Origin of the sequence: Ensifer sp. LC11 (genome assembly GCF_001695835.1) — a bacterium.
Taxonomy (GTDB): domain Bacteria; phylum Pseudomonadota; class Alphaproteobacteria; order Rhizobiales; family Rhizobiaceae; genus Ensifer.
Genome location: NZ_MBSO01000045.1, coordinates 59,055 through 79,124, shown reverse-complemented (window position 1 = coordinate 79,124; position 20,070 = coordinate 59,055). Strand labels below are relative to the sequence as shown.

At 60.3% G+C, this 20,070-nt stretch carries 21 protein-coding genes; 4 read left to right on the top strand and 17 right to left on the bottom strand.

Going from position 1 to position 20,070, the window contains the following annotated elements; translation table 11 throughout:
* Nucleotides 1–5: 5 nt before the first annotated feature.
* From lpxA to BBX50_RS24330, 12 genes are all read right to left on the bottom strand, one after another.
* Nucleotides 6–821: an acyl-ACP--UDP-N-acetylglucosamine O-acyltransferase gene (gene lpxA / locus BBX50_RS24385; RefSeq protein WP_065777887.1), complete on the bottom strand. Its 816-nt coding sequence runs from the start codon at nt 819–821 to the stop codon at nt 6–8.
* The gene (fabZ, locus tag BBX50_RS24380; RefSeq protein WP_034796695.1) at nt 818–1,282 is read right to left on the bottom strand and encodes a 3-hydroxyacyl-ACP dehydratase FabZ; all 465 of its coding nucleotides are present in this window, start codon (nt 1,280–1,282) and stop codon (nt 818–820) included. The genes lpxA and fabZ overlap by 4 nt, the downstream gene beginning before the upstream one ends.
* Nucleotides 1,275–2,342, bottom strand: a complete 1,068-nt coding sequence (lpxD, locus tag BBX50_RS24375; protein ID WP_065777886.1) for a UDP-3-O-(3-hydroxymyristoyl)glucosamine N-acyltransferase — start codon at nt 2,340–2,342, stop codon at nt 1,275–1,277. Before lpxD ends, fabZ begins: the two co-directional genes overlap by 8 nt.
* A gap of 46 nt (nt 2,343–2,388) precedes the next feature.
* The gene (gene bamA, locus BBX50_RS24370; protein ID WP_065777885.1) at nt 2,389–4,725 is read right to left on the bottom strand and encodes an outer membrane protein assembly factor BamA; all 2,337 of its coding nucleotides are present in this window, start codon (nt 4,723–4,725) and stop codon (nt 2,389–2,391) included.
* Nucleotides 4,726–4,975: 250 nt separating this feature from the next.
* Nucleotides 4,976–6,109 carry an RIP metalloprotease RseP gene (rseP, locus tag BBX50_RS24365; RefSeq protein ID WP_065777884.1) on the bottom strand — a complete coding sequence of 378 codons (1,134 nt, stop codon included), beginning with the start codon at nt 6,107–6,109 and terminating at the stop codon, nt 4,976–4,978.
* Nucleotides 6,110–6,139: 30 nt separating this feature from the next.
* Nucleotides 6,140–6,973: a phosphatidate cytidylyltransferase gene (locus BBX50_RS24360; RefSeq protein ID WP_065777883.1), complete on the bottom strand. Its 834-nt coding sequence runs from the start codon at nt 6,971–6,973 to the stop codon at nt 6,140–6,142.
* Nucleotides 6,973–7,716, bottom strand: coding sequence for an isoprenyl transferase (locus BBX50_RS24355; RefSeq protein WP_065777882.1), 744 nt, complete (start codon nt 7,714–7,716; stop codon nt 6,973–6,975). The genes BBX50_RS24360 and BBX50_RS24355 overlap by 1 nt, the downstream gene beginning before the upstream one ends.
* Nucleotides 7,717–7,753: 37 nt before the next feature.
* Nucleotides 7,754–8,314 (bottom strand): ribosome recycling factor, encoded by a 561-nt coding sequence (frr, locus tag BBX50_RS24350; RefSeq protein WP_065777881.1) that lies wholly within the window; start codon nt 8,312–8,314, stop codon nt 7,754–7,756.
* 54 nt (nt 8,315–8,368) lie between these two features.
* Nucleotides 8,369–9,091 (bottom strand): UMP kinase, encoded by a 723-nt coding sequence (gene pyrH / locus BBX50_RS24345; protein WP_043622205.1) that lies wholly within the window; start codon nt 9,089–9,091, stop codon nt 8,369–8,371.
* A gap of 192 nt (nt 9,092–9,283) precedes the next feature.
* Nucleotides 9,284–10,207, bottom strand: a complete 924-nt coding sequence (tsf, locus tag BBX50_RS24340; RefSeq protein ID WP_065777880.1) for a translation elongation factor Ts — start codon at nt 10,205–10,207, stop codon at nt 9,284–9,286.
* A gap of 254 nt (nt 10,208–10,461) precedes the next feature.
* The gene (gene rpsB / locus BBX50_RS24335) at nt 10,462–11,229 is read right to left on the bottom strand and encodes a 30S ribosomal protein S2 (RefSeq protein WP_034796710.1); all 768 of its coding nucleotides are present in this window, start codon (nt 11,227–11,229) and stop codon (nt 10,462–10,464) included.
* A gap of 183 nt (nt 11,230–11,412) precedes the next feature.
* Nucleotides 11,413–12,240 (bottom strand): cell envelope integrity EipB family protein, encoded by an 828-nt coding sequence (locus tag BBX50_RS24330; RefSeq protein WP_065777879.1) that lies wholly within the window; start codon nt 12,238–12,240, stop codon nt 11,413–11,415.
* A 146-nt stretch (nt 12,241–12,386) separates the two neighbouring features.
* Between BBX50_RS24330 and BBX50_RS24325 the strand changes: the two genes are divergently transcribed.
* The 4 genes from BBX50_RS24325 to BBX50_RS24310 are packed head-to-tail and all read left to right on the top strand — an operon-like array spanning nt 12,387 to nt 15,232.
* On the top strand, nt 12,387–12,854 hold the full coding sequence (locus tag BBX50_RS24325; protein WP_065777878.1) for a RidA family protein: 468 nt from the start codon (nt 12,387–12,389) through the stop codon (nt 12,852–12,854).
* Nucleotides 12,855–12,867: 13 nt separating this feature from the next.
* Nucleotides 12,868–13,593 (top strand): glycerophosphodiester phosphodiesterase, encoded by a 726-nt coding sequence (locus BBX50_RS24320; RefSeq protein ID WP_065777877.1) that lies wholly within the window; start codon nt 12,868–12,870, stop codon nt 13,591–13,593.
* A 4-nt stretch (nt 13,594–13,597) separates the two neighbouring features.
* The gene (locus BBX50_RS24315; RefSeq protein WP_065777876.1) at nt 13,598–14,785 is read left to right on the top strand and encodes a GNAT family N-acetyltransferase; all 1,188 of its coding nucleotides are present in this window, start codon (nt 13,598–13,600) and stop codon (nt 14,783–14,785) included.
* 30 nt (nt 14,786–14,815) lie between these two features.
* Entirely contained in the window at nt 14,816–15,232 is a 417-nt protein-coding gene (locus tag BBX50_RS24310; protein ID WP_065777875.1) for an HIT family protein, read from the top strand.
* A 102-nt stretch (nt 15,233–15,334) separates the two neighbouring features.
* Here BBX50_RS24310 and BBX50_RS24305 read toward each other — a convergent pair whose 3' ends face one another.
* From BBX50_RS24305 to BBX50_RS24285, 5 genes are all read right to left on the bottom strand, one after another.
* A complete protein-coding gene (locus BBX50_RS24305) occupies nt 15,335–15,679 on the bottom strand; it encodes an AzlD domain-containing protein (RefSeq protein ID WP_065777874.1) in 345 nt (114 codons plus the stop codon).
* Nucleotides 15,676–16,413 (bottom strand): AzlC family ABC transporter permease, encoded by a 738-nt coding sequence (locus tag BBX50_RS24300; protein WP_065777873.1) that lies wholly within the window; start codon nt 16,411–16,413, stop codon nt 15,676–15,678. The genes BBX50_RS24305 and BBX50_RS24300 overlap by 4 nt, the downstream gene beginning before the upstream one ends.
* Nucleotides 16,414–16,598: 185 nt before the next feature.
* The gene (gene clpA, locus BBX50_RS24295) at nt 16,599–19,115 is read right to left on the bottom strand and encodes an ATP-dependent Clp protease ATP-binding subunit ClpA (protein WP_065777872.1); all 2,517 of its coding nucleotides are present in this window, start codon (nt 19,113–19,115) and stop codon (nt 16,599–16,601) included.
* A 9-nt stretch (nt 19,116–19,124) separates the two neighbouring features.
* Nucleotides 19,125–19,478, bottom strand: coding sequence for an ATP-dependent Clp protease adapter ClpS (clpS, locus tag BBX50_RS24290; RefSeq protein ID WP_065777871.1), 354 nt, complete (start codon nt 19,476–19,478; stop codon nt 19,125–19,127).
* 235 nt (nt 19,479–19,713) lie between these two features.
* Nucleotides 19,714–20,070 carry a phasin family protein gene (locus tag BBX50_RS24285; RefSeq protein WP_065777870.1) on the bottom strand — a complete coding sequence of 119 codons (357 nt, stop codon included), beginning with the start codon at nt 20,068–20,070 and terminating at the stop codon, nt 19,714–19,716.

Here is a 20,070-nt window from a genome sequence, read left to right as displayed (position 1 = left end):
CACGCTCAGGCCTTGCCACGCGATGGCGACGACAGTGCCCGGTCGCTCTCGGCAGTAATGAAGTCGAGAATTTCCACGACCGGTGCGCAATCCGCGTAGTCTTCACGGATGGCCGCAGCATTGGCCCGGATCGATTCAGGACCTTCGAAAATCTGCTTGTAGGCGCGGCGAACCACATGGATGGTGGCGCGATCAATGCCGGCCCGCGTCATGCCGACGACGTTCAGGCCGCTCAGAAGCCCAGGATTGCCGTTGAGCATGCCGTAGGGAATGACGTCATAGCTGACCGCGGACAGGCCGCCGACAAAGGCCTGGCGGCCCACACGTGTAAACTGATGAACGGCACAGCCGCCGCCGAGAATGACGCGGTCTTCGACCGTTACATGGCCCGCCAGCATCACATTGTTCGACAGGATGATGTTGTTGCCGAGCCGGCAATCATGTGCCACGTGCGAATTGGCGAGAAAGAGGTTGTTGTCGCCGACGACAGTCTGACCACCGTGTTCGACGGTCCCCGTGTTCATCGTCACGCCTTCGCGGATCGTGCAATTGGTACCGATGAGCAGCTCGGTATCGACAGCGCTGTGATGCACGCTTTGCGAATCGCCGCCGATTACCGCATTCGGAAAAATCTTCGTTCCCTTGCCGACGCTCGTGCGGCCGGTCACCACGACATGGCTCAGGAGCTCGATATCGTCACCCAGAACGACCTTCGGCCCGATGTAGCAGAACGGGCCGATCTTGACGTTCTCGCCGATCACAGCCCCGCTCTCGACAATCGAGGACGGGTGGATCTTCGCTGATGCTGCAATCATGTTCAGGCGTCTTCCTTGCTGACGATCATCGCGCCGATATCAGCTTCTGCGACAAGTTGCCCGTCAACTTTTGCGTCACAGTGAAATTTCCAGATATTGCCGCGCTGCTTCTGCTTCACGACATGGAATTCGACGCGATCGCCCGGAACGACCGGCTTGCGAAAACGCGCATTGTCGATGGTCATGAAATAGACCAGGTTCGTCCCGGTCCCGACCTTGCGGGCACAGATCGCGCCGGCCGTCTGCGCCATGCCCTCGACAAGCAGAACGCCAGGCATGATCGGCTGTTCGGGAAAGTGACCGGTGAAATGCGGTTCGTTCGCCGAGACGTTTTTGATGCCGATCGCCGAATTGTCGCCGTCGATCTCGATGATGCGATCAACGAGCAGAAATGGATAACGATGCGGAAGCAGCTTCAGGATTTCCTGAATATCTGCCGTACCGAGAACCGTTGCTGCTTCACTCATTCGTGCCGCCCTTCTTCTTTTTCTGTCTGTCGCCTGCCCGCATGGCCATTTCCGCAACGTCGCGCAGGAAATCGCGCATCGGGCGCGCTGGAATACCACCATACCGCTCGCCGGCGGGAACATCGGCCGCTACGCCGCTCATGGCTGCGATCTGCACGCCATCGCCGATCGTAATGTGACCATTCACGCCGCTGCCGCCGCCAATCATCACGCCGTCACCGATCTTGGTGCTGCCGGCAATGCCGACCTGGCTGACGATGCCGCAATAGCGGCCAATGCGTACGTTGTGACCGATCTGGACGAGATTGTCGATCTTGGTACCCTCGCCGATCACCGTGTCGTCCATCGTGCCGCGATCGATGGTCGTATTGGCACCGATCTCCACGTGATCCTGAATGATCACGCGTCCGACCTGAACGATCTTGATCATTCCGCCTTTCGGGCCCGGCGCATAGCCAAAGCCGTCCTGCCCGATACGGGCGCCGGGATGAATGATCACGCTGTTGCCGACCAGAGCACAAAGGATGCTCGCACCGGCTGCGATCGTGCAGTCACGACCGATGCGTACGCCTGGCCCGATGACAGCGCCGGCTGCGATACGTGTACCGCGGCCGATTTCCGCTCCGGCGCCGACAACAGCCGTCGGCTCGACCTCAACATCGTCCTCAAGCCGTGCGGTCGGATCCACGAACGCGCCCGGCGCGATGCCCTTGAGGCTCGTATTGCGCGCGGGACGCATCGCAATCTCGTGCAGCAACGTTCCAGCAAGAGCAAAGGCCGTATGCGGACGCGCTGTCAAAAGCACGGGGATGTGAGAAGGCACAAGAGGAGATATCGTCTTGTCGCAAATGATCGCCGACGCCTGACACGTTTCGAGTTCAGCACGGCTCTTGCGAGACAACATATAGCAGACGTCACCGGGCTTTGCCCGGTAGACCGGTGCTACCGAAAGGACGGCGCGGTCTGCGACCGCGGCATCCACCAATTCCGCCCCAATGCGATCCGCCAGGTCACCCAGGCGAATCCCATCATGGGGCGGAAAAAACCAGTTCTGTTCCATGGACACTCCAGAACGATCTTTTCTGGCAGTTCTGGACTGCTTTTTATCAGAACGACGAGGAAATACCGAACTTCAGGTTCTGAACCCGGTCGAAATCTTCCTTGGCAACCGGCCACGCATAGTCGACACGCAGCGGACCGAACGGCGAAGCCCAGATCAGACCGATACCAACCGAGGCACGCAGCGAAGCGTCGTTGCCCTGTACGGTTTCACCCGGAGCCATCGTGACCTTGTTGCTGTACAGCGTGCCGGCATCGGCAAAGACCGCACCACGGAAGCCGCTGTCACGCGGAATGCCCGGAAGCGGGAACGTCGCTTCGGCCGAAGCCGTGAAGTAGGTCGTGCCGCCAAGCGCATCGCCCGACGCCTGGTCGCGCGGACCGATACCGTTGCGTTCGAAGCCACGAATATCGTTGGTGCCGAGCTGGAACTGGTCAAAGACCTGCAGATCGCTGCCGGTTTCGAAGATATGGCCGGCGCTACCGCTAAGCGAAGCGATGATATCTGCTTCATCGTTGACGGTGTAGTACCACTTGGCCTTACCGGTCATCTTGTAGAAGTCAGAGTCGCCGCCAAGGCCTGCAAACTCGTGCGTAAAGGTCGCCAGAATACCTTCGTGCGGCAGCTGCGCATCGTCAAGCGTGTTATAGGTGATCGACTGCGATACCGACGAACGGAGCCAATCGCCTCCCAAAACTGCGCGCTGGTAGGGCGACGACAGCGCCGCCACATTGCCGCTCTTATAATCGAACTGCGTGAAGTTGTAGCGCAGCGTCGTCGACAGATTTTCGGTGATCGGCGCCGTCACGCGCAGGCTGAAGCCCTGATCTTCATAGCTATAGTTGTCGTCGTCGAAGTCGTTTTCGTTCTTGAAGACGTCAAAGCCGGCGGCCAGACGATAGCCAAGGAAATACGGCTCGGTGAACGACACATTATAGGTACGGCTTTCATCACCGCGACCGGCGGCGACACGAATGTACTGGCCGCGACCGAGGAAGTTCTTTTCTTCGATCGATGCTTCGACGAGGAAACCGCCGCCGCTGCCGGCAGAGTAGCCAGCACCGATACCGAACGACCCGGTCGACTGGTCCTGCACATCAACAATCACGACGACGCGGTCAGCAGCACTGCCCGGTGCGGTCGAGATGTTGACGCTCGCGAAATAGCCGAGGGCCTCGAGACGACGCTTGGCGCGCGCAACCATTTCCTGGTTGAAGGCATCGCCTTCACCCATATCGAACTCGCGACGGATGACGTAATCGCGCGTGCGGGTGTTGCCGCGGATTTCAATGCGCTCGACGTAGGCGCGCTCGCCCTGATCGACGAGGTAGTCGACAGCAATCGTGTGATTGGCGAGATCGCGGCTGCCGCGCGGTGTCACGCGAGCAAACGGGTAACCGGCCGAAGCGACGCGCTTCGAAATCTCGCTCATCGTGTCCTGAACGTCCTTGGCCTTATAGACCGAGCCCTGGCGGCTCTGGATAACGCCCTTGAGTTCTTCAGCATTGACACCTTCAACAGTCGATTCGACGTTAACGGCACCAAAGTCGTAGCGCGGACCTTCTTCAACGGTGATCGTCACCGTGTATTCGTTGGTCGCCTCATTGAGGCTTGCTTCCGACGAAACAACCTGGAAGTCGGCATAGCCGCGGTTGTAGTAGAACTGACGCAGCAGCTCTTCGTCGCCGCGCAGCTTGTCGGGATTGTAGACGTCCTTGCGCGTAATGAAGGAGAAGATGCCCGATTCCTTCGTCGCAATGATGGACTGCAGACGGCCGTCGCTATAGGCTTCGTTGCCGACGAAATTGATCTGGGAAATCTTGGTGCGCTCGCCTTCGTTGATCACGAAAGCAAGGTTGACGCGACCTTCGGCGACCGGAACGACCTGCGTCGTCACCGTGACATCGCCACGACCGATGGCGGCATAGGCATCCTTGATCGACTGAATGTCCGTTTCGACCGTCGCTTCGCTGTAAGGACCAAGCGGCTGCGTGCGCACCGCGCCCTGCAGCTTGTCGTCCTTGATCTTGCGGTTGCCGTTGAAGACGACCTGATTGACCAGCTGATTCTCGCTCACGCTGACGACCAGCGTACCACCGGAAACGTTGATGCTGACGTCGGAGAAGTAGCCGGTGGCATACAGGCGCTTCACCGAAGCGTCGATGTCCGCACTGCTGAAGGACTTGCCGGGAGCGATGGTGATGTTCGCACGAACCGTCTCAGCGCTGACGCGTGTAGCGCCGCGCACTTCGACACGATTGATGACCGCAGCTTCTGCAACGGACGCGCCTGCGAGCAACCCAACACCAGCGCCGGAAACAACAATGCTTGTTGACAGCGCAGCCGCCGACACCGCGTTCAAAAACCTTGAACCAGCTTTCATGTTCAAATCTTACCTTTTCCAAACGTCGCGCGGCAGTTTCGTGCCGACTCCGGTCACGGTTGCCGTTTTAACCGCTTTTCCCATACAAGCAAGCCAGCTCGTTAATTTCTGTTTACTTCAATTCGAACCGTGGCTTAACGGCCACTACAGCCTCGATTTATCGTAAACAAAACCTTGCCGCGCAGGCCGTTGAAAACCAATCGTTCACAGTATCCGTCGAATTCCCCCTCGCCGTTTCCTCGGCCGAACGCTAGCCGAAGAACATCGAAATGTCGTTCCAGGTGGCAAAAACCATGAGCATCAGCACCATGGCAAAGCCGATTCGGTAGGCGACATCCTGCGCGGCCGGGCCCACCGGCCTTCCGCGCAAGGCCTCAACCGCATAGAACATCAAGTGGCCGCCATCAAGCACCGGAACGGGCATGAGGTTAAGCAATCCTATGGAAACTGACAGGATCGCAGCGATATTCAGCACAAACGGAATTCCGAGCGTTGCCATCTGCCCTGAAACCTTGGCGACGCGGATCGGCCCTCCGATCTGGTCCGCCTTCATCCGTCCGGTGATCACATTGGCGAGATAGTCAAAAGTGCCCGTGACGACGTGCCAGCTTTGCAAGACGCCCTGCCCCACGGCCTCGATCGGACCATAGGTGACCGTGCGGAAGTTCCCGGCCTCCTGGTCGGTCAGGATACCGATGACGCCGATTTCCATCTTGTTGCCGAACTGATCCGTTAGCTCTGTTCGCTGGGGCACCATCGGCAGATCGAGCATCGCGCCGTCGCGTTCGATTCGGATCGTGATTTTCAGTTCGGGGCGCACGCTCACATAGCGGCGAACGTCATCGAAGGTGACGACAGGCGTGCCGTCGATCGAGATCAGGCGGTCCCCGGGAAGGACGCCGGCCTGCGCTGCGGCGCTATTTTCGTTCACGCGGGCGACCACCGGGTCGGCGACCTGACGCCCGTAGACAGAAAACAGAACGGCGAAGATGGCAATGGCGAGGATGAAATTCGCAATCGGTCCTGCGGCAACGGTCGCGGCCCGCTTCCACAGTTTGGCGCCAAGGAAGGTCCGGCTGCGCTCTTCCGGCGCAAGCGCTTCCAGCCGCTCGTAATTCGGCACGCTCGCCGCATCCTCGTCGCCGAAGAACTTGACGTAACCACCAAGGGGAATCGCCGACAGCTTCCACCGGGTTCCATGTCTGTCGGTCCATCCGACGAGTTCTGGCCCGAATCCAATCGAGAACGCAAGAATACGGATGCCAGACCAGCGGCCAACGAGGTAGTGCCCCATCTCATGCACGAACACCAGCAGCGTCAGCACCAGCAGGAAGGGGAGGACGTAGCCAGTCAGAATCTGAAGGGCATCGAAGAGGTATGTCATGAACGTTCCTTAAGCACCTGCGGCCAGGGGTCAAGGGCCGTACAGGACTGATCCGAAGGCGATCTGGCGCCCGTCGCTGACGAAATACTGGACCATGACCAGAATCAACGCCGCGACACATGCGAAAATCAACCCGTCGACCCGATCCATGACGCCGCCGTGCCCCGGAATGAGACGGCTGGAATCCTTCACCCCGAAGCGGCGCTTGATGAAGGACTCGAACAAGTCTCCGATCTGGCTGGCGACGGAAAGCACCAGGGCTATGATCGGGATACGGAGATCTTGCTGCGAAAAATAAGCCATAAAAACGGCAACACCAGCGACGATGCCGCAAATTGTGCCGCCAATGGCGCCCGACCATGTCTTACCGGGCGATATGCGCGGCGCAAGCTTGGGACCACCAATCGCACGGCCGGTGAAGTAGGCGAAGATATCGGTCGCCCAGACGACGGCGAAGACGAACAGCGTCGCCATCAGGCCAAGGTCGTCGGCGCCGCGAAGCGCCGCTAGCGAGATGCCGGTCAGTCCGGCGTAGACGACACCGCCCGGCAACCACCAGCTCGTCTTCTGCACAAATACCCACAGCATTGCCGCGACGACGAAGAAAGCCAGAACCGGCAGACTGTATCCGATGTAGCCGGTCACGATAAGGCCGGCGATCGTGGCAAGGGACAGCCACCCAAAGGCGTTACCCTGAAAATCCCGCTCCGCGAGACCCGTAATGGTCGACCACTCATAATAGACGAGCAGCGCGATGAGGGCCGATAGAAGCTGAAACGCGAAACCGCCGACCCAGGTCGCTATCAGAGCGACCGCCGCGAGCACCACTCCCGAAGCGATACGAAGCTTAAGTTCTGTTTGCATCAGGAACCAACCGCCAGCGTGGGCTCGCTCACACCGCCAAAGCGGCGCTCCCGGCAGGCGTATTTCTGGAGAGCAGCCAGAAACGTCTCGCGCGTGAAATCCGGCCACAGTTCGGGGACGAAAATCAGCTCTGAATAGGCGCCCTGCCACAAAAGAAAATTGGAGAGACGCTCTTCGCCGCTGGTGCGGATAATCAGGTCCGGATCCGGAATGCCTGAAGTGTCCAGTGTCGCCGCGATGCGTTCAGGGGTGATGTCTTCCGGCCGCAACCGTCCTTCGGCGACCTCCGTCGCCAGCCGCCGCATGGCTCGCGTCAACTCATCCCGCGCACCGTAGTTGAAGGCGATCACCAGAGTGATGCCGGTATTTCCGCTGGTCGTTTCTTCCGCTTCCACCAGCAGCGGCAGAATATCGCCTCTGAGGTTCGAGCGGTCGCCGATAACGCGGATGCGAACATTCTCGCGGTGCAGATCAGCGAGATCCCGCCGGATAAAGGTTTTCAGCAGCCCCATGAGGTCGCTCACCTCGGCCGCTGGCCTGCTCCAGTTTTCGGAAGAAAAGGCAAAGAGGGTGAGATAGCGAATACCCAGTTCGGTCGCCGTCTTGACGGCGTCGCGAACGGTCTCAACCCCCTTGCGATGCCCCATCGTGCGCGGCAATCCACGCGCGTTCGCCCAACGCCCGTTGCCATCCATGATGATGGCAACATGTTCCGGAACGGTCATGGAGGTGAGGTTTTGCATAAGGTGTCCGCGAAAGGAGACTCAGATCACGAGCAGATCAGACCTGCATGATTTCCTTTTCCTTCTCGACGAGCAAGCGGTCGATCTCGGAAATCGTTTCGTCTGTCATCTTTTGCACGCGCTCGGATTGAGAACGGCTGATATCCTGACCGATGTCGCCATCCTTTTCGGCTTTTTTCAGGTCGTCCATGCCGTCACGACGAACGTGACGCACCGCCACCTTGGCCTTCTCCGCATAGTCGTGTGCCACTTTGACCAGCGACTTGCGGCGCTCCTCGTTGAGCTCCGGTAGCGGAATGCGCAGGTTCTGGCCATCGATGATCGGATTGAGGCCGAGGTTCGATTCGCGAATGCCGCGGTCGACGGCGCCAACCATCTGCTTGTCCCAGACCGAAACAGACAACATGCGCGGCTCGGGAACGGTGATATTGGCGACCTGGTTAAGCGGCACCCGCGAGCCATAGGCTTCGACAGTCACCGGATCCAGAACGTTCGCCGACGCGCGGCCGGTACGAAGCGACGCGATATCACTCTTGAATGCGGAAATGGCGCCATCCATGCGACGCTTCAGTTCCTTCAGGTCAACACCTTCACTCATGGTCAAAACTCCCGTTCTAACATTCGCCGGCCGCAGGGGCCGCTTTGCAGCTTTTCAGTTGTCTGTGACGATGGTCGCGCGACCGCCGCCGGTCAATATTTCCGCGAAGCCACCCTTCTCGTGAATCGAGAAGACAACAATCGGAATGGCATTTTCGCGTGCAAGCGCGACAGCGGCAACATCCATAACCGCAAGACCCTTTTCAAGGACCTCGCTGTGTGTCAGCCGGTCGAAGCGCGTTGCGGTGGGATCCTTCTTCGGATCGGCGGAATAGATGCCGTCGACCTGGGTACCCTTGAAGATGGCCTGAGCGCCCATTTCCGCTGCGCGCAGGGCGGCAGCCGAGTCCGTCGTGAAGAAGGGGTTGCCGGTGCCACCAGCGAAGATCACGACGCGGCCAAGCGACAGGTGATAAAGGGTCGCGCGCTGGGAAAAGCTCTCGCAGATTTCCGGCATTGCGATTGCCGACAGGACGACCGTATCGATGTCGAGCTTGCGCAGCGACGTCGCCAGCGCCAAGGCGTTGATGACGGTCGCCAGCATGCCCATGTGGTCGCCGGTCACCCGATCGCCGCCCTTGGAAGCCACCGCTACGCCGCGGAAGATGTTACCGCCGCCGACAACCACGCCGACTTCGACGCCCATGGCGCGCGCTTCGGCGATGTCGGCAGCTATGCGATCTGCAACCGCCACATCGATGCCAAACCCCTGGCTGCCCATCAGGGCTTCGCCGGAGGCTTTGAGTAGAACGCGTTTGTAGAGTGGCTCGGCCGGCATCATCGCTCCTGAATAGATCGGCGCGCGTGCGCACGACAAGGGCGCACAGCGCATAAGGACACATTGCGCTATCCGGTTTCAACCGCTGCGGAATATTTTCCGGCGGGTCCGGCGCATTGACGAAGCCGGATACACGAAGGGCACCGCGTTGTCACGCGATGCCCCAAGGTTTTCCCAATATGGGTGAAGAAATCAGCCCTTGGCGACGGCTGCAACTTCTGCAGCGAAGTCGGACTCTTCCTTCTCAACGCCTTCGCCGAGCAGCAGGCGAGCCATGCCGGTAACTTCGATCGGCGCGCCAGCAAGCTTTTCAGCGTCCTTGACGGCCTGAGCGACGGTGATTTCCGGGTTCATGACGAAGGCCTGCGACAGCAGGGCAACTTCTTCGAAGAACTTGCGCATGCGGCCTTCCACCATCTTTTCGATGATGTTGTCCGGCTTGCCCGAGGCGCGCGACTGTTCGATGAAGACGTTGCGCTCGCGCTCGGCAACCGCCGCGTCGACTTCTTCGGAGCGGATTGCGAGCGGGTTGGTCGCAGCGATATGCATGGCAACCTGACGGCCGACCGAGTACAGCACTTCCTTGTCGCCGACCGACTTCAGCGCGACGAGAACGCCGAGCTTGCCGATGCCGTCGCCAGCAGCGTTGTGGATATAGGTCGCAACAACGCCGTCTTCGACCTGAAGCAGAGCCGCGCGACGCAGCGTCATGTTTTCGCCGATCGTGGCAATGGCGTCCTTGATCGTCTCGTCGACGGACTTGCCGGTTGCCGGATAGTTGGCCGCAGCAATGGCTTCAACGGTGCCGTCGGTGCCCAGTGCTACATTTGCAACGCCGCGAACCAGTTCCTGGAAAGCTTCGTTGCGGGCAACGAAGTCGGTCTCGGAGTTGATTTCGACGACGACGGCCTTGACGCCACCGCTGACGATGCCGACGAGGCCTTCGGCAGCCGTACGACCCGACTTCTTGTCGGCCTTCGCGATACCCTTGGCGCGCAGCCAGTCAATCGCTGCTTCCATGTCGCCGTTGGTTTCAGCAAGTGCCTTCTTGCAATCCATCATGCCTGCGCCGCTCTTTTCGCGCAGTTCCTTCACCATTGCTGCAGTCACAGTCATCTTTTTTGCCTCTTTGTCTGTTTGGCGGGGCATGCCCGCGCGTGGCGCAATGCCAGGAGGTTTGGCAGGGAATGGCTTTTCAATGTGACACCGTGATGACTGCATCATCGCGGTCGTTGCCCGGATCCAAGGATCCGGACGGATCGGCGCCACCCCTGGCTGAAAAGAACAAGGCCGTTCAGACTTTCATCACAAACGGCCTCGTCCCGACATTTCATTGGGGGCGGCAGAACTTATCTGCCGCCAGAGCCCGATCAGGCGTCGGAGGCCTCGTCGAGCGCCGGCTCGACCGGAGCTTCGGCGGATGCGCCGAGGTCACGGCCCGATGCGCCCTGCTGGCGCGCGATGCCGTCGATGGCTGCGCGAGCGATGAGGTCGCAGTAAAGAGCGATGGCGCGCGAAGCGTCGTCGTTGCCCGGGATCGGGTAGTCGATCTGGTCCGGATCGCAGTTCGAGTCGATGACGGCGACAACCGGGATGCCGAGGCGCTTGGCTTCGTCGATCGCGATCGATTCCTTGTTGGTGTCGATGATGAACATCAGGTCCGGGGTGCCGCCCATATCGCGGATACCGCCGAGAGCACGGTTCAGCTTTTCGCGTTCGCGCTCAAGGTTCAGGCGTTCCTTCTTGGTGAAGCCAGAAGCTTCCGAAGAAAGGATTTCGTCGAGCTTGCGCAGGCGCTGGATCGAGTTCGAAATCGTCTTCCAGTTGGTCATCATGCCGCCGAGCCAGCGAGCGTTGACGTAGTACTGGGCCGAACGCTTGGCAGCGTCAGCAATGATTTCCGAAGCCTGGCGCTTGGTGCCGACGAACAGAACGCGGCCGCCGTTGGCAACGGTATCGCTGACGATCTGCAGGGCGCGCGACAGCATCGGCACGGTCTGAGCGAGGTCGATGATGTGGACGTTGTTGCGATCGCCGAAAATGTACGGCTTCATCTTCGGGTTCCAGCGGTGCGTCTGGTGGCCGAAGTGAACGCCAGCTTCCAGAAGCTGACGCATGCTAAAATCAGGCAATGCCATGCCTTTTTCTCCTTTTCCGGTTGAACCTCCGCGAAGCGTCGAGCGTGGTCTTTCGACTGCCCACCGGCGGAACGATCCGGATTTCTCCCGAAACATCCCTTGCTTCACGTGTGGAATGGGCAGCCCCTTACCGGCAACTGCCCGAGAAATCAAGACGCCGAAGCCGCTTTTTGGCGGTATTGGCTATTTGCAGTCCTCGGATTTGAAGACTTCGAGGTCTGCGAGCTTGCCGCTGAGGACAAAATCGCCGTAGTCCATCGTCAGGTCCCGGGTGATGCCATTGTCGTAAAGCTTGAACGACATACGGTAGATCGGCAGCGCGTCGCCGCTCTTGTCGTCGTTGAAATAGGATATGGTCACCGGCCAGTAGCTTTCGCCGCTCAGCTTGCCCGCCTTGCCGGCATCCGGCTCGTCTGCGGTGGGCTTGCGCGACTTGCCGACGAAGGTCGAAGTGATCAGCGTCTTGTCGCCCGAATCGGAGCCGTCGAATATGCGCGCCTCAAAAAGGCTCTCCCCTTTTTTCGCCCGCGAGATCACTTCCATCATATGCGCTGTCGGGAAGCGGCTGGCCGCAAGCTCCACTTCGCGCTTGTCTGGCGCGGTGAGCTCCACCTTGACGCCGGCCTTTTCCTCATGCGCCGTGCCGCGCACTTCCTTGTCCAGCTTCTCGTCGGTGAACGAACGGGTCAGAAAACGAAAGTTGCCGGTTTTCAGGTCCTCGTAGGTCGTGGTCTGCTGGTCGGTCAGACGCACCTCCTCGCCCGTATCAACCTGGGTCACGAAGCGGAAGCTCACCGTATATCCTTCGCAGGCCGAACCATTGAATTCGTAGACCATGCGACCGTACATTCCGGCAATGCCCGAGCGATCGGAGGCGTCCTTGAGTTCCAAGTCATAGACGGCGCGGTGCGGTACAAGGACATTCGCGCTCGCAGTTGTGGTGCCTGTAGCCGTCACGACGGCGAAACCAACGCTGCCCAGAGTGACGAGGCCGAAGCCTTTGCGAAACATTCGTTTCCTCCTGTTGGACTCGCCGGCAATGCTATAAACAAGCGTTCGGCAGAAGCGAGGCGGCGCTTGCAGGAAAAAGTCGGCGCCCCGCCGCGATCCGGCCTGAATGCAGGATTTTAACACAAAAGACAACAATGGAGCTTTCCATGTCGGCAGAGATCGAAGCGCGCCTCAAGGAACTCGGCGTCACTGTCCCCCAGGCCGCGACCCCGGTCGCGAACTATGTGCCCTACGTTATCAGCGGCTCTATGCTCTACATCTCCGGACAGCTCCCGATGGAGGACGGCAAGGTCGCCGTGACAGGCATTGTCGGCAAGGATGTCGATGTTGCGCGCGCGCAGCGTGCAGCCGAGCTCTGCTCCATCAATATCCTCGCACAGGCCAAATCCGCGCTCGGCGGCGACCTCGGGCGGATCCGCCGACTGGTGAAGATCAACGGCTTCGTTGCTTCGACGCCGGAATTCACTGAGCAGCATCTGGTTATCAACGGCGCGTCCAACCTGCTCGCCACCGTGCTCGGTGAGGCCGGCAAGCACGCGCGCGCAGCGGTCGGCATGGCCTCCCTTCCCTTCAATGCCGCCGTCGAGATCGACGCCGTCATCGAGATCGCCTGATAGAGTGTCCGACATGGCTGATATTTCCTGGCTGAAGGCGCAACCGATCGCCCATCGCGGCTATCACGACATGAACAGAGACGTGTGGGAGAACACGCTTTCGGCCTTCTCCCGCGCGGTCGACGCGGGCTTCGCGATCGAGTGCGACCTGCAGTACACCGCCGACAGCATCCCGGTCGTCTTCCATGACGACGACACCGAGCGGCTCTGCGGCATCAAGGGCGACGTGCGGTCGCGCACCGCCGGCGAGCTCGGCCTGATGGCGATCGGCGGAACGAAGGACAAGGTGCCGACGCTGACGCAGATGCTGCGGCTTGTCGCCGGCAAGGTGCCGCTGGTCATCGAACTCAAGGGCCGCAAGGGTGACGACGAGGGTTTTGCCGCCGCCGTGCTGGAGACGCTCGAAGGCTACAAGGGGCACGTCGCGCTGATGAGCTTCGACCACTGGCTGCTGAAGGACCTGAAGGCGCTCGACGCGCCCTACCCGCTCGGCCTGACCGCGGAAGGTGCCAATCCGGAGACCTTCTTCGTGCACGAGGAAGCCATGCAGCTCGGGCTCGACTTCATCTCCTACCACTACGGCCACCTGCCGAACTCGTTCATTACCAAGGAACGGACACTCGGCAAGACGATCATCACCTGGACCGTGCGCGACCGGCAGGCAGAGGCTTATACTTTCGTCCACGCGGATCAGATGACCTTCGAGGGTTTCGACCCGCGGGAGGCCCTGGTTTCCTAAAGCGATGTCAGACGCTGTCACCATCCGAATAGCGCAATCCTTCGCCGAGATTCCGGCCGCGCGCTGGAACGCGCTTTCCGGCGCGTCGAAGGAACATTCCGGCAGCGTCTACAATCCCTTCCTCTCGCACGCCTATCTCTCCGCGCTTGAGGAGTCCGGATCGGCAACGGCAAAGACCGGCTGGCTCGGCCAGCACCTGCTGCTGGAGGGCGCCGGCGGCCAACTGCGCGGCGGCCTCGTCTGCTACCTGAAGAACCACAGCCAGGGCGAATATGTCTTTGACCACGGCTGGGCCGACGCCTTCGAGCGCGCCGGCGGGCGCTACTATCCGAAACTGCAAAGCTCCATTCCCTTCACACCAGCCACAGGGCCGCGGCTGCTGGTCGCGCCTGAGGAAGCGGAAAGGCCGGTGCAGGATGCGCTTGCCGCCGGCCTCAAGGAGCTTGCGCGCCGGCACGACGTCTCATCGGCCCATGCGACCTTCGTGCCGGAGGCGGAAATGCCAGCCTTCGAACAAGCCGGATTCCTGCACCGCACCGACCAGCAGTTCCATTTCACCAATGAAGGTTATGGCTCACACGCTGATTTCCTCGAGACCCTTGCCTCGCGAAAACGCAAGGCGCTCAAGAAAGAGCGTAGAGCCGCAACCGAAAACGGTATCTCGATCGACTGGCTGACCGGCCGCGACCTGACGGAAGCGGTCTGGGACCAATTCTTCGCCTTCTACATGGACACCGGCGGCCGCAAATGGGGGCGGCCCTATCTGACCCGCGCTTTCTATTCGCTGATCGGCGAACGCATGGCCGATGATGTCCTGTTGGTCATGGCACGACGCAATGGCCGCTATATTGCCGGCGCGATCAATTTCATCGGTGGCGACGCGCTCTATGGTCGGCACTGGGGTTGCATCGAGGATCACCCCTTCCTGCATTTCGAGGTCTGCTATCACCAGGCGATCGACTTTGCGATCGCCAAGGGCCTGAAGAGGGTCGAGGCTGGCGCGCAAGGTGAACACAAGCTCGCACGCGGCTACATGCCGGTAACCACGCACTCGGCGCATTTCATCACGCATCCGGGGCTTGCCCGTGCAGTGTCCGACTATCTCCAGCGCGAGCGCAGGGATGTGGAGGAAACCGGCGAATTTCTTGCCGAACACGGGCCGTTCCGCAAAGGTGAGCGGCAAGACGATTGATGGCCCCACGCCAATATACGAGGAAGACCAATGAGCTACGACGACAACAACATCTTCGCCAAGATCCTGCGCGGCGAAATTCCCTCGCACCGCGTTTACGAGGATGATGCGACGATCGCCTTCATGGATGTCATGCCGCAAGCCGAAGGCCACCTGCTCGTGCTGCCGAAAACCCCTTCTCGCAACCTGCTCGACGCCGATGCTGCGACGCTGCCGGCCCTGATCGCCACCGTGCAGAAGCTGGCGGTTGCTGCCAAGGAAGCCTTCGACGCCGATGGCGTCACGGTCATGCAGTTCAATGAGGCGCCGGCGGGGCAATCGGTCTTCCACCTGCATTTCCATGTCATTCCGCGGCGCGCCGGCGTGCCGCTGAAGCCGCATTCGGGCACCATGGAAGATGGCGCTGTGCTGGCGGCCAATGCGGAAAAGGTGCGTCAGGCGCTTTAGGCGCGCCTCCCTTCCATAGCCGACACGCCCAAGAACCGATTGAGCCGGCGCCATGCCGGCTCTCTTACGAAACGCGCCGGCCCGTTCCAGCTTCGGCTTTGCTCAAAAGCCCAGCCACCAGAGCCCGAGTGCCAGCGCCGCAATGGCGGTCGCAATGCCGACAGCCGGCTTTCGCCCGAAGAGGAAGAAGACGGCAGCGCCCAGTGCGACCGACCCCACGCGCAGCCAGAGGGGTGATTGTTCGAGCACGCCCGTCGGGTAGAGGATGAGCTTTGCGATGACTGCGGCGACCAGGGCCGTTGCGACCGCCCTCACCCAGTTCAGCGCTTCGGAATCTTCGCGCAGCTTGTTGCCGGCGACAACTCCGAGCCAGCGCCAGATGTCGGTTGCCAGCCAGCCGGCAATCGCAATGAAGGCATAGGCCCACCAACCGTCCTGCCAGGTCATGCGCCCACCTCCTTGCGGTGGCGCCAGAGGCGTTCAACGAACCAGGCAAGCGTGCCGCCGACAAGGCCGGCAAGCAGGATGTCGAATTCCGGAAGCAGCCAGTAGAACAGCGGCCCGCCGACAAGGCCAAACAGCAGTGCAACATAGACGACCGGGTGGCGGGCCGAATGCCAGATCGACGCCAGGAAGTAAACGGGCGTCAGGAAGAAGAGGCAACCGGCGGCGATCGGCGGAAAGTCCGCGACGAAATGATAGACGACTGCGACCAGGATCATGTTGGCCGCGACCAGCGTGATGCCGAAGCCCGCAAAGAAAACGACACGCCGCTCGCGCGGTACTTTCGGTACGTTCTCCATCGCAAACACCCAGGCGGTGATCGCGACGAAATGCGACAGGAAGAGGAGCAGCCAGGTCGGCGTGCGCGAAGTGCGCAGTTCCGGGACCAGCGCGGCCACCATCGGCATCAGCCGAACCGATGACAGCGACACCGCAAGAAAGGCCGCCGCGAGGCCTGCGCCACTCATCATCGAACTGACGAGAATGACCTTGGCTGGCAGCGCCCAAACCATGCCGGTCATGAAGACGACCTGTTGCACCGGAATTCCGGCCTGCGCGGTCAGCGAACAGAAGCCGACGAAAGACAGCATCAGGATGAAAGCCGGCAGGCTGAAGATGCCGCACATGCCCTTCCCGAACCAGGCGAGCGAGGATTGCTCGTCGTCTTCCCTATCCATCGGCGATTCCGGATTGTTTCGCTCACAATGATCTCGGATCGAATCGTCCCGAGCTCATTGTGAGCGAATATAGGTCATTAGAGCGGGATGCGGGCGAAAAACCGCGCGCACTTTTTCTCGTCCCGCTTGAGAAAAACGGTGCCGGATGGTTTGCATCCGGCACCGTCGAACGTGTCTTGCGGGGGCTACTTCTTGCGCGGCACCTTCGGCACCGTGCGGCCCTTTCTCGGAGCCGCGTCGCCCGCCCCGGCTTCGCCAACGGACGACGCCTTGGCGGAAGCCTTTTTCGGCTTGGACTTCGGTGCGGGCTCAGCCCCCACCTCTTCCTTGTCCTCGGCCTTCTTCGGTTTTGCCGTCCTCATCGCCGGGCGGGACACTTCCGCCTTCGGCTTGATCGGCGTCGTTTCCGGAACCGCATCCAGCAGCAGGCCCTTGGTGCCATCGGCCTTCATGCCGATCGTCACCCTGACGACGCCGCCCTTCTTGAGCTTGCCGAACAGGATCTCGTCGGCAAGCGGCTTCTTGATGTTCTCCTGGATGACGCGGGCGAGCGGCCGCGCGCCCATCTTCTCGTCGTAACCCTTCTCGGCGAGCCAGGCGATCGCGTCGGGCGCCAGGTCGAAGGTGACGTTGCGCTCTGCAAGCTGGGTCTCGAGCTGCATGACGAACTTCTGCACCACCTGGTGGATAACCGGGGTCGGCAGCGAAGCGAACGGGATCACCGCATCCAGACGGTTGCGGAATTCCGGCGTGAACAGGCGGTTCAGCGCCTCTTCGTCCTCGCCCGTGCGCTTGGAAGAACCGAAGCCGATCGCGGCCCGGGCCATTTCCGATGCGCCCGCATTGGTGGTCATGATCAGGATGACGTTGCGGAAGTCGATCTTCTTGCCGTTGTGATCGGTCAGCGAGCCGTGATCCATGACCTGCAACAGGATGTTGAACAGGTCCGGATGCGCCTTTTCGATCTCATCGAGCAACAGCACGCAATGCGGATGCTGATCGACGCCATCGGTCAAAAGGCCGCCCTGGTCGAAACCGACATAGCCGGGAGGTGCGCCGAGCAGACGCGAAACCGTGTGCCGCTCCATGTATTCCGACATGTCGAAGCGCAGCAGCTCGACGCCGAGCGAAGTCGCAAGCTGCTTGGCGACTTCGGTCTTGCCGACGCCCGTCGGACCGGAGAAGACATAGCAGCCGATCGGCTTGTTCGGTTCACGCAGACCCGCGCGCGCGAGCTTGATCGAGGAGGCGAGCGCCTCGATTGCCAGGTCCTGACCATAGACGACCGAGCGCAGCTCCCTCTCGAGGTTGGCAAGCACTGCCTCGTCGTCCTTCGAAACGGTCTTCGGCGGGATGCGGGCCATTGTCGCGATCGTCGCCTCGATCTCCTTCTCGGTGATCAGCTTGCGGCGCTTGCCGGCGGGCAGCAGCATCTGTGCCGCGCCGGACTCGTCGATCACGTCGATCGCCTTGTCAGGCAGCTTGCGGTCGTTGATGTAGCGGGCCGAAAGCTCGACGGCCGCCTTGATCGCCTCGTTCGAATATTTCAGGTGGTGATATTCCTCGAAATAAGGCTTCAACCCCTTCATGATCTCGATCGCATCGGCAATCGTCGGCTCGTTGACGTCGATCTTCTGGAAGCGCCGGACGAGCGCCCGGTCCTTTTCGAAGAACTGGCGGTACTCCTTGTAGGTGGTCGAACCGATGCAGCGGATCGCGCCGGACGAAAGCGCCGGTTTCAGCAGATTGGAGGCGTCCATGGCGCCACCCGACGTGGCGCCAGCGCCGATCACCGTATGGATTTCGTCGATGAACAGCACGGCGCCCGGATAGTCCTCGAGCTCCTTCACCACCTGTTTCAGACGCTCTTCGAAGTCACCGCGGTAGCGTGTACCGGCAAGCAGAGTGCCCATGTCGAGCGAGAAGATGGTCGCATCCTGCAGCGCTTCCGGCACTTTCTTTTCAACAATGCGCTTGGCGAGCCCTTCGGCAATCGCCGTCTTGCCGACACCGGGATCGCCGACGTAAAGCGGATTGTTCTTCGAACGGCGGCAGAGCACCTGAATGGTGCGGTTCACCTCGGCGTGACGACCGATCAGCGGGTCGATCTTACCGGACTTCGCCTTCTCATTGAGATTGACGCAATAGGCCGTGAGCGCGTCCTGCTGCTTCTTGGGGCTGTTTTCCTCGTTGTCGCGCGAGGGCTTCTGCTCGGATTCGTGATCGTCAGCGCCGCGCACCGGTCGCGACTCGGAACTGCCGGGCCGCTTGCCAATGCCGTGCGAAATGAAGTTGACCGCGTCGTAACGGGTCATTTCCTGCTCCTGCAGGAAATAGGCAGCGTGGCTCTCGCGCTCGGCAAAAATCGCAACCAGCACGTTGGCACCGGTCACTTCCTCGCGACCGGATGATTGGACGTGAATAACCGCACGCTGGATGACGCGCTGAAAGCCTGCCGTCGGTTTGGAATCCTCGTCGTAACCGGTCACCAGGTTCGAAAGCTCGTTATCGACGTAATCGGTCACGGTCTTGCGCAGCGTCTCAAGATTGACGTTGCAGGCCCCCATCACGGCCGCCGCGTCGGCATCGTCGATCAATGCCAGAAGCAGATGCTCGAGCGTGGCGTATTCATGGTGGCGCTCGTTGGCAAAAGTCAGTGCCTGATGCAGCGCCTTTTCGAGGCTGGGCGAAAATGTTGGCACGTTAGTTCCTCATTTCTTTTCCATGACGCATTGCAACGGATGCTGGTGCTGCCGGGCAAAATCCATCACCTGTGTCACCTTGGTTTCGGCGACCTCATAGGTGAAGACGCCGCATTCTCCCACGCCATGATTGTGGACGTGAAGCATGATGCGGGTCGCCTCTTCCGGATTCTTCTGAAAGAAGCGCTCCAGAATGTGGATGACAAATTCCATAGGCGTGTAGTCGTCATTCAAAAGCAGAACGCGATACAAACTCGGCTTCTTGGTCTTCGGCTTGGTACGCGTGATGACGGACGTGCTGCGATTGGGGCCGTTTCCTTCGTCATCGCTACCTTGTTGCATCCGGACCGGCATGGCGATCATTCTTGTCAGTTCCTTGTACAGCAGCGGACCCATCGCTCGTGGCCGCGGCCTGCTTGCCCTTTATCTAATGGTTCGTTTTCAGATTTTAAGACCGAACCAACGCACTGCAATCATAATCGCACGAGCGCGCGCAAGATTGATCAACTTTCTTTGGGCTGCGCACAGCTAAAGCGGAAAGCAAAAAGGCCGGCCGCAATTGCTGCGACCGGCCTTCAGAAACGGGTGAACCTTATAATCAGGCTGCTGCGGCAGCGGCCTTGACTGCTGCGGTCGCCTTGGCAACCGGCGCCTCGTAAGGCTTGTACGCATCCTTGGCGAGGTCGGCATACATTTCGGTGATCTTCGTCGCTTCAGCAACGAAACCCTCGTAGCTCGACTTTACAAAGTTGGTCTGCAGTTCGAACGCAGCCTCAACGCTCTTGACGCTGGTCAGCTTTTCAACATGCGCCACGCCTTCTTCGAAGGACTTCTTGGAATAGTCGGCGGCTTCGGTCGCGATAGCCTGGAGACCCTTGGTCCAAGCGGAATAGCTCTTCACAGCCACGTCAATGGCTTCCTTGCTCTTCTTGTTTGCATCATCGAAGTTGAACAT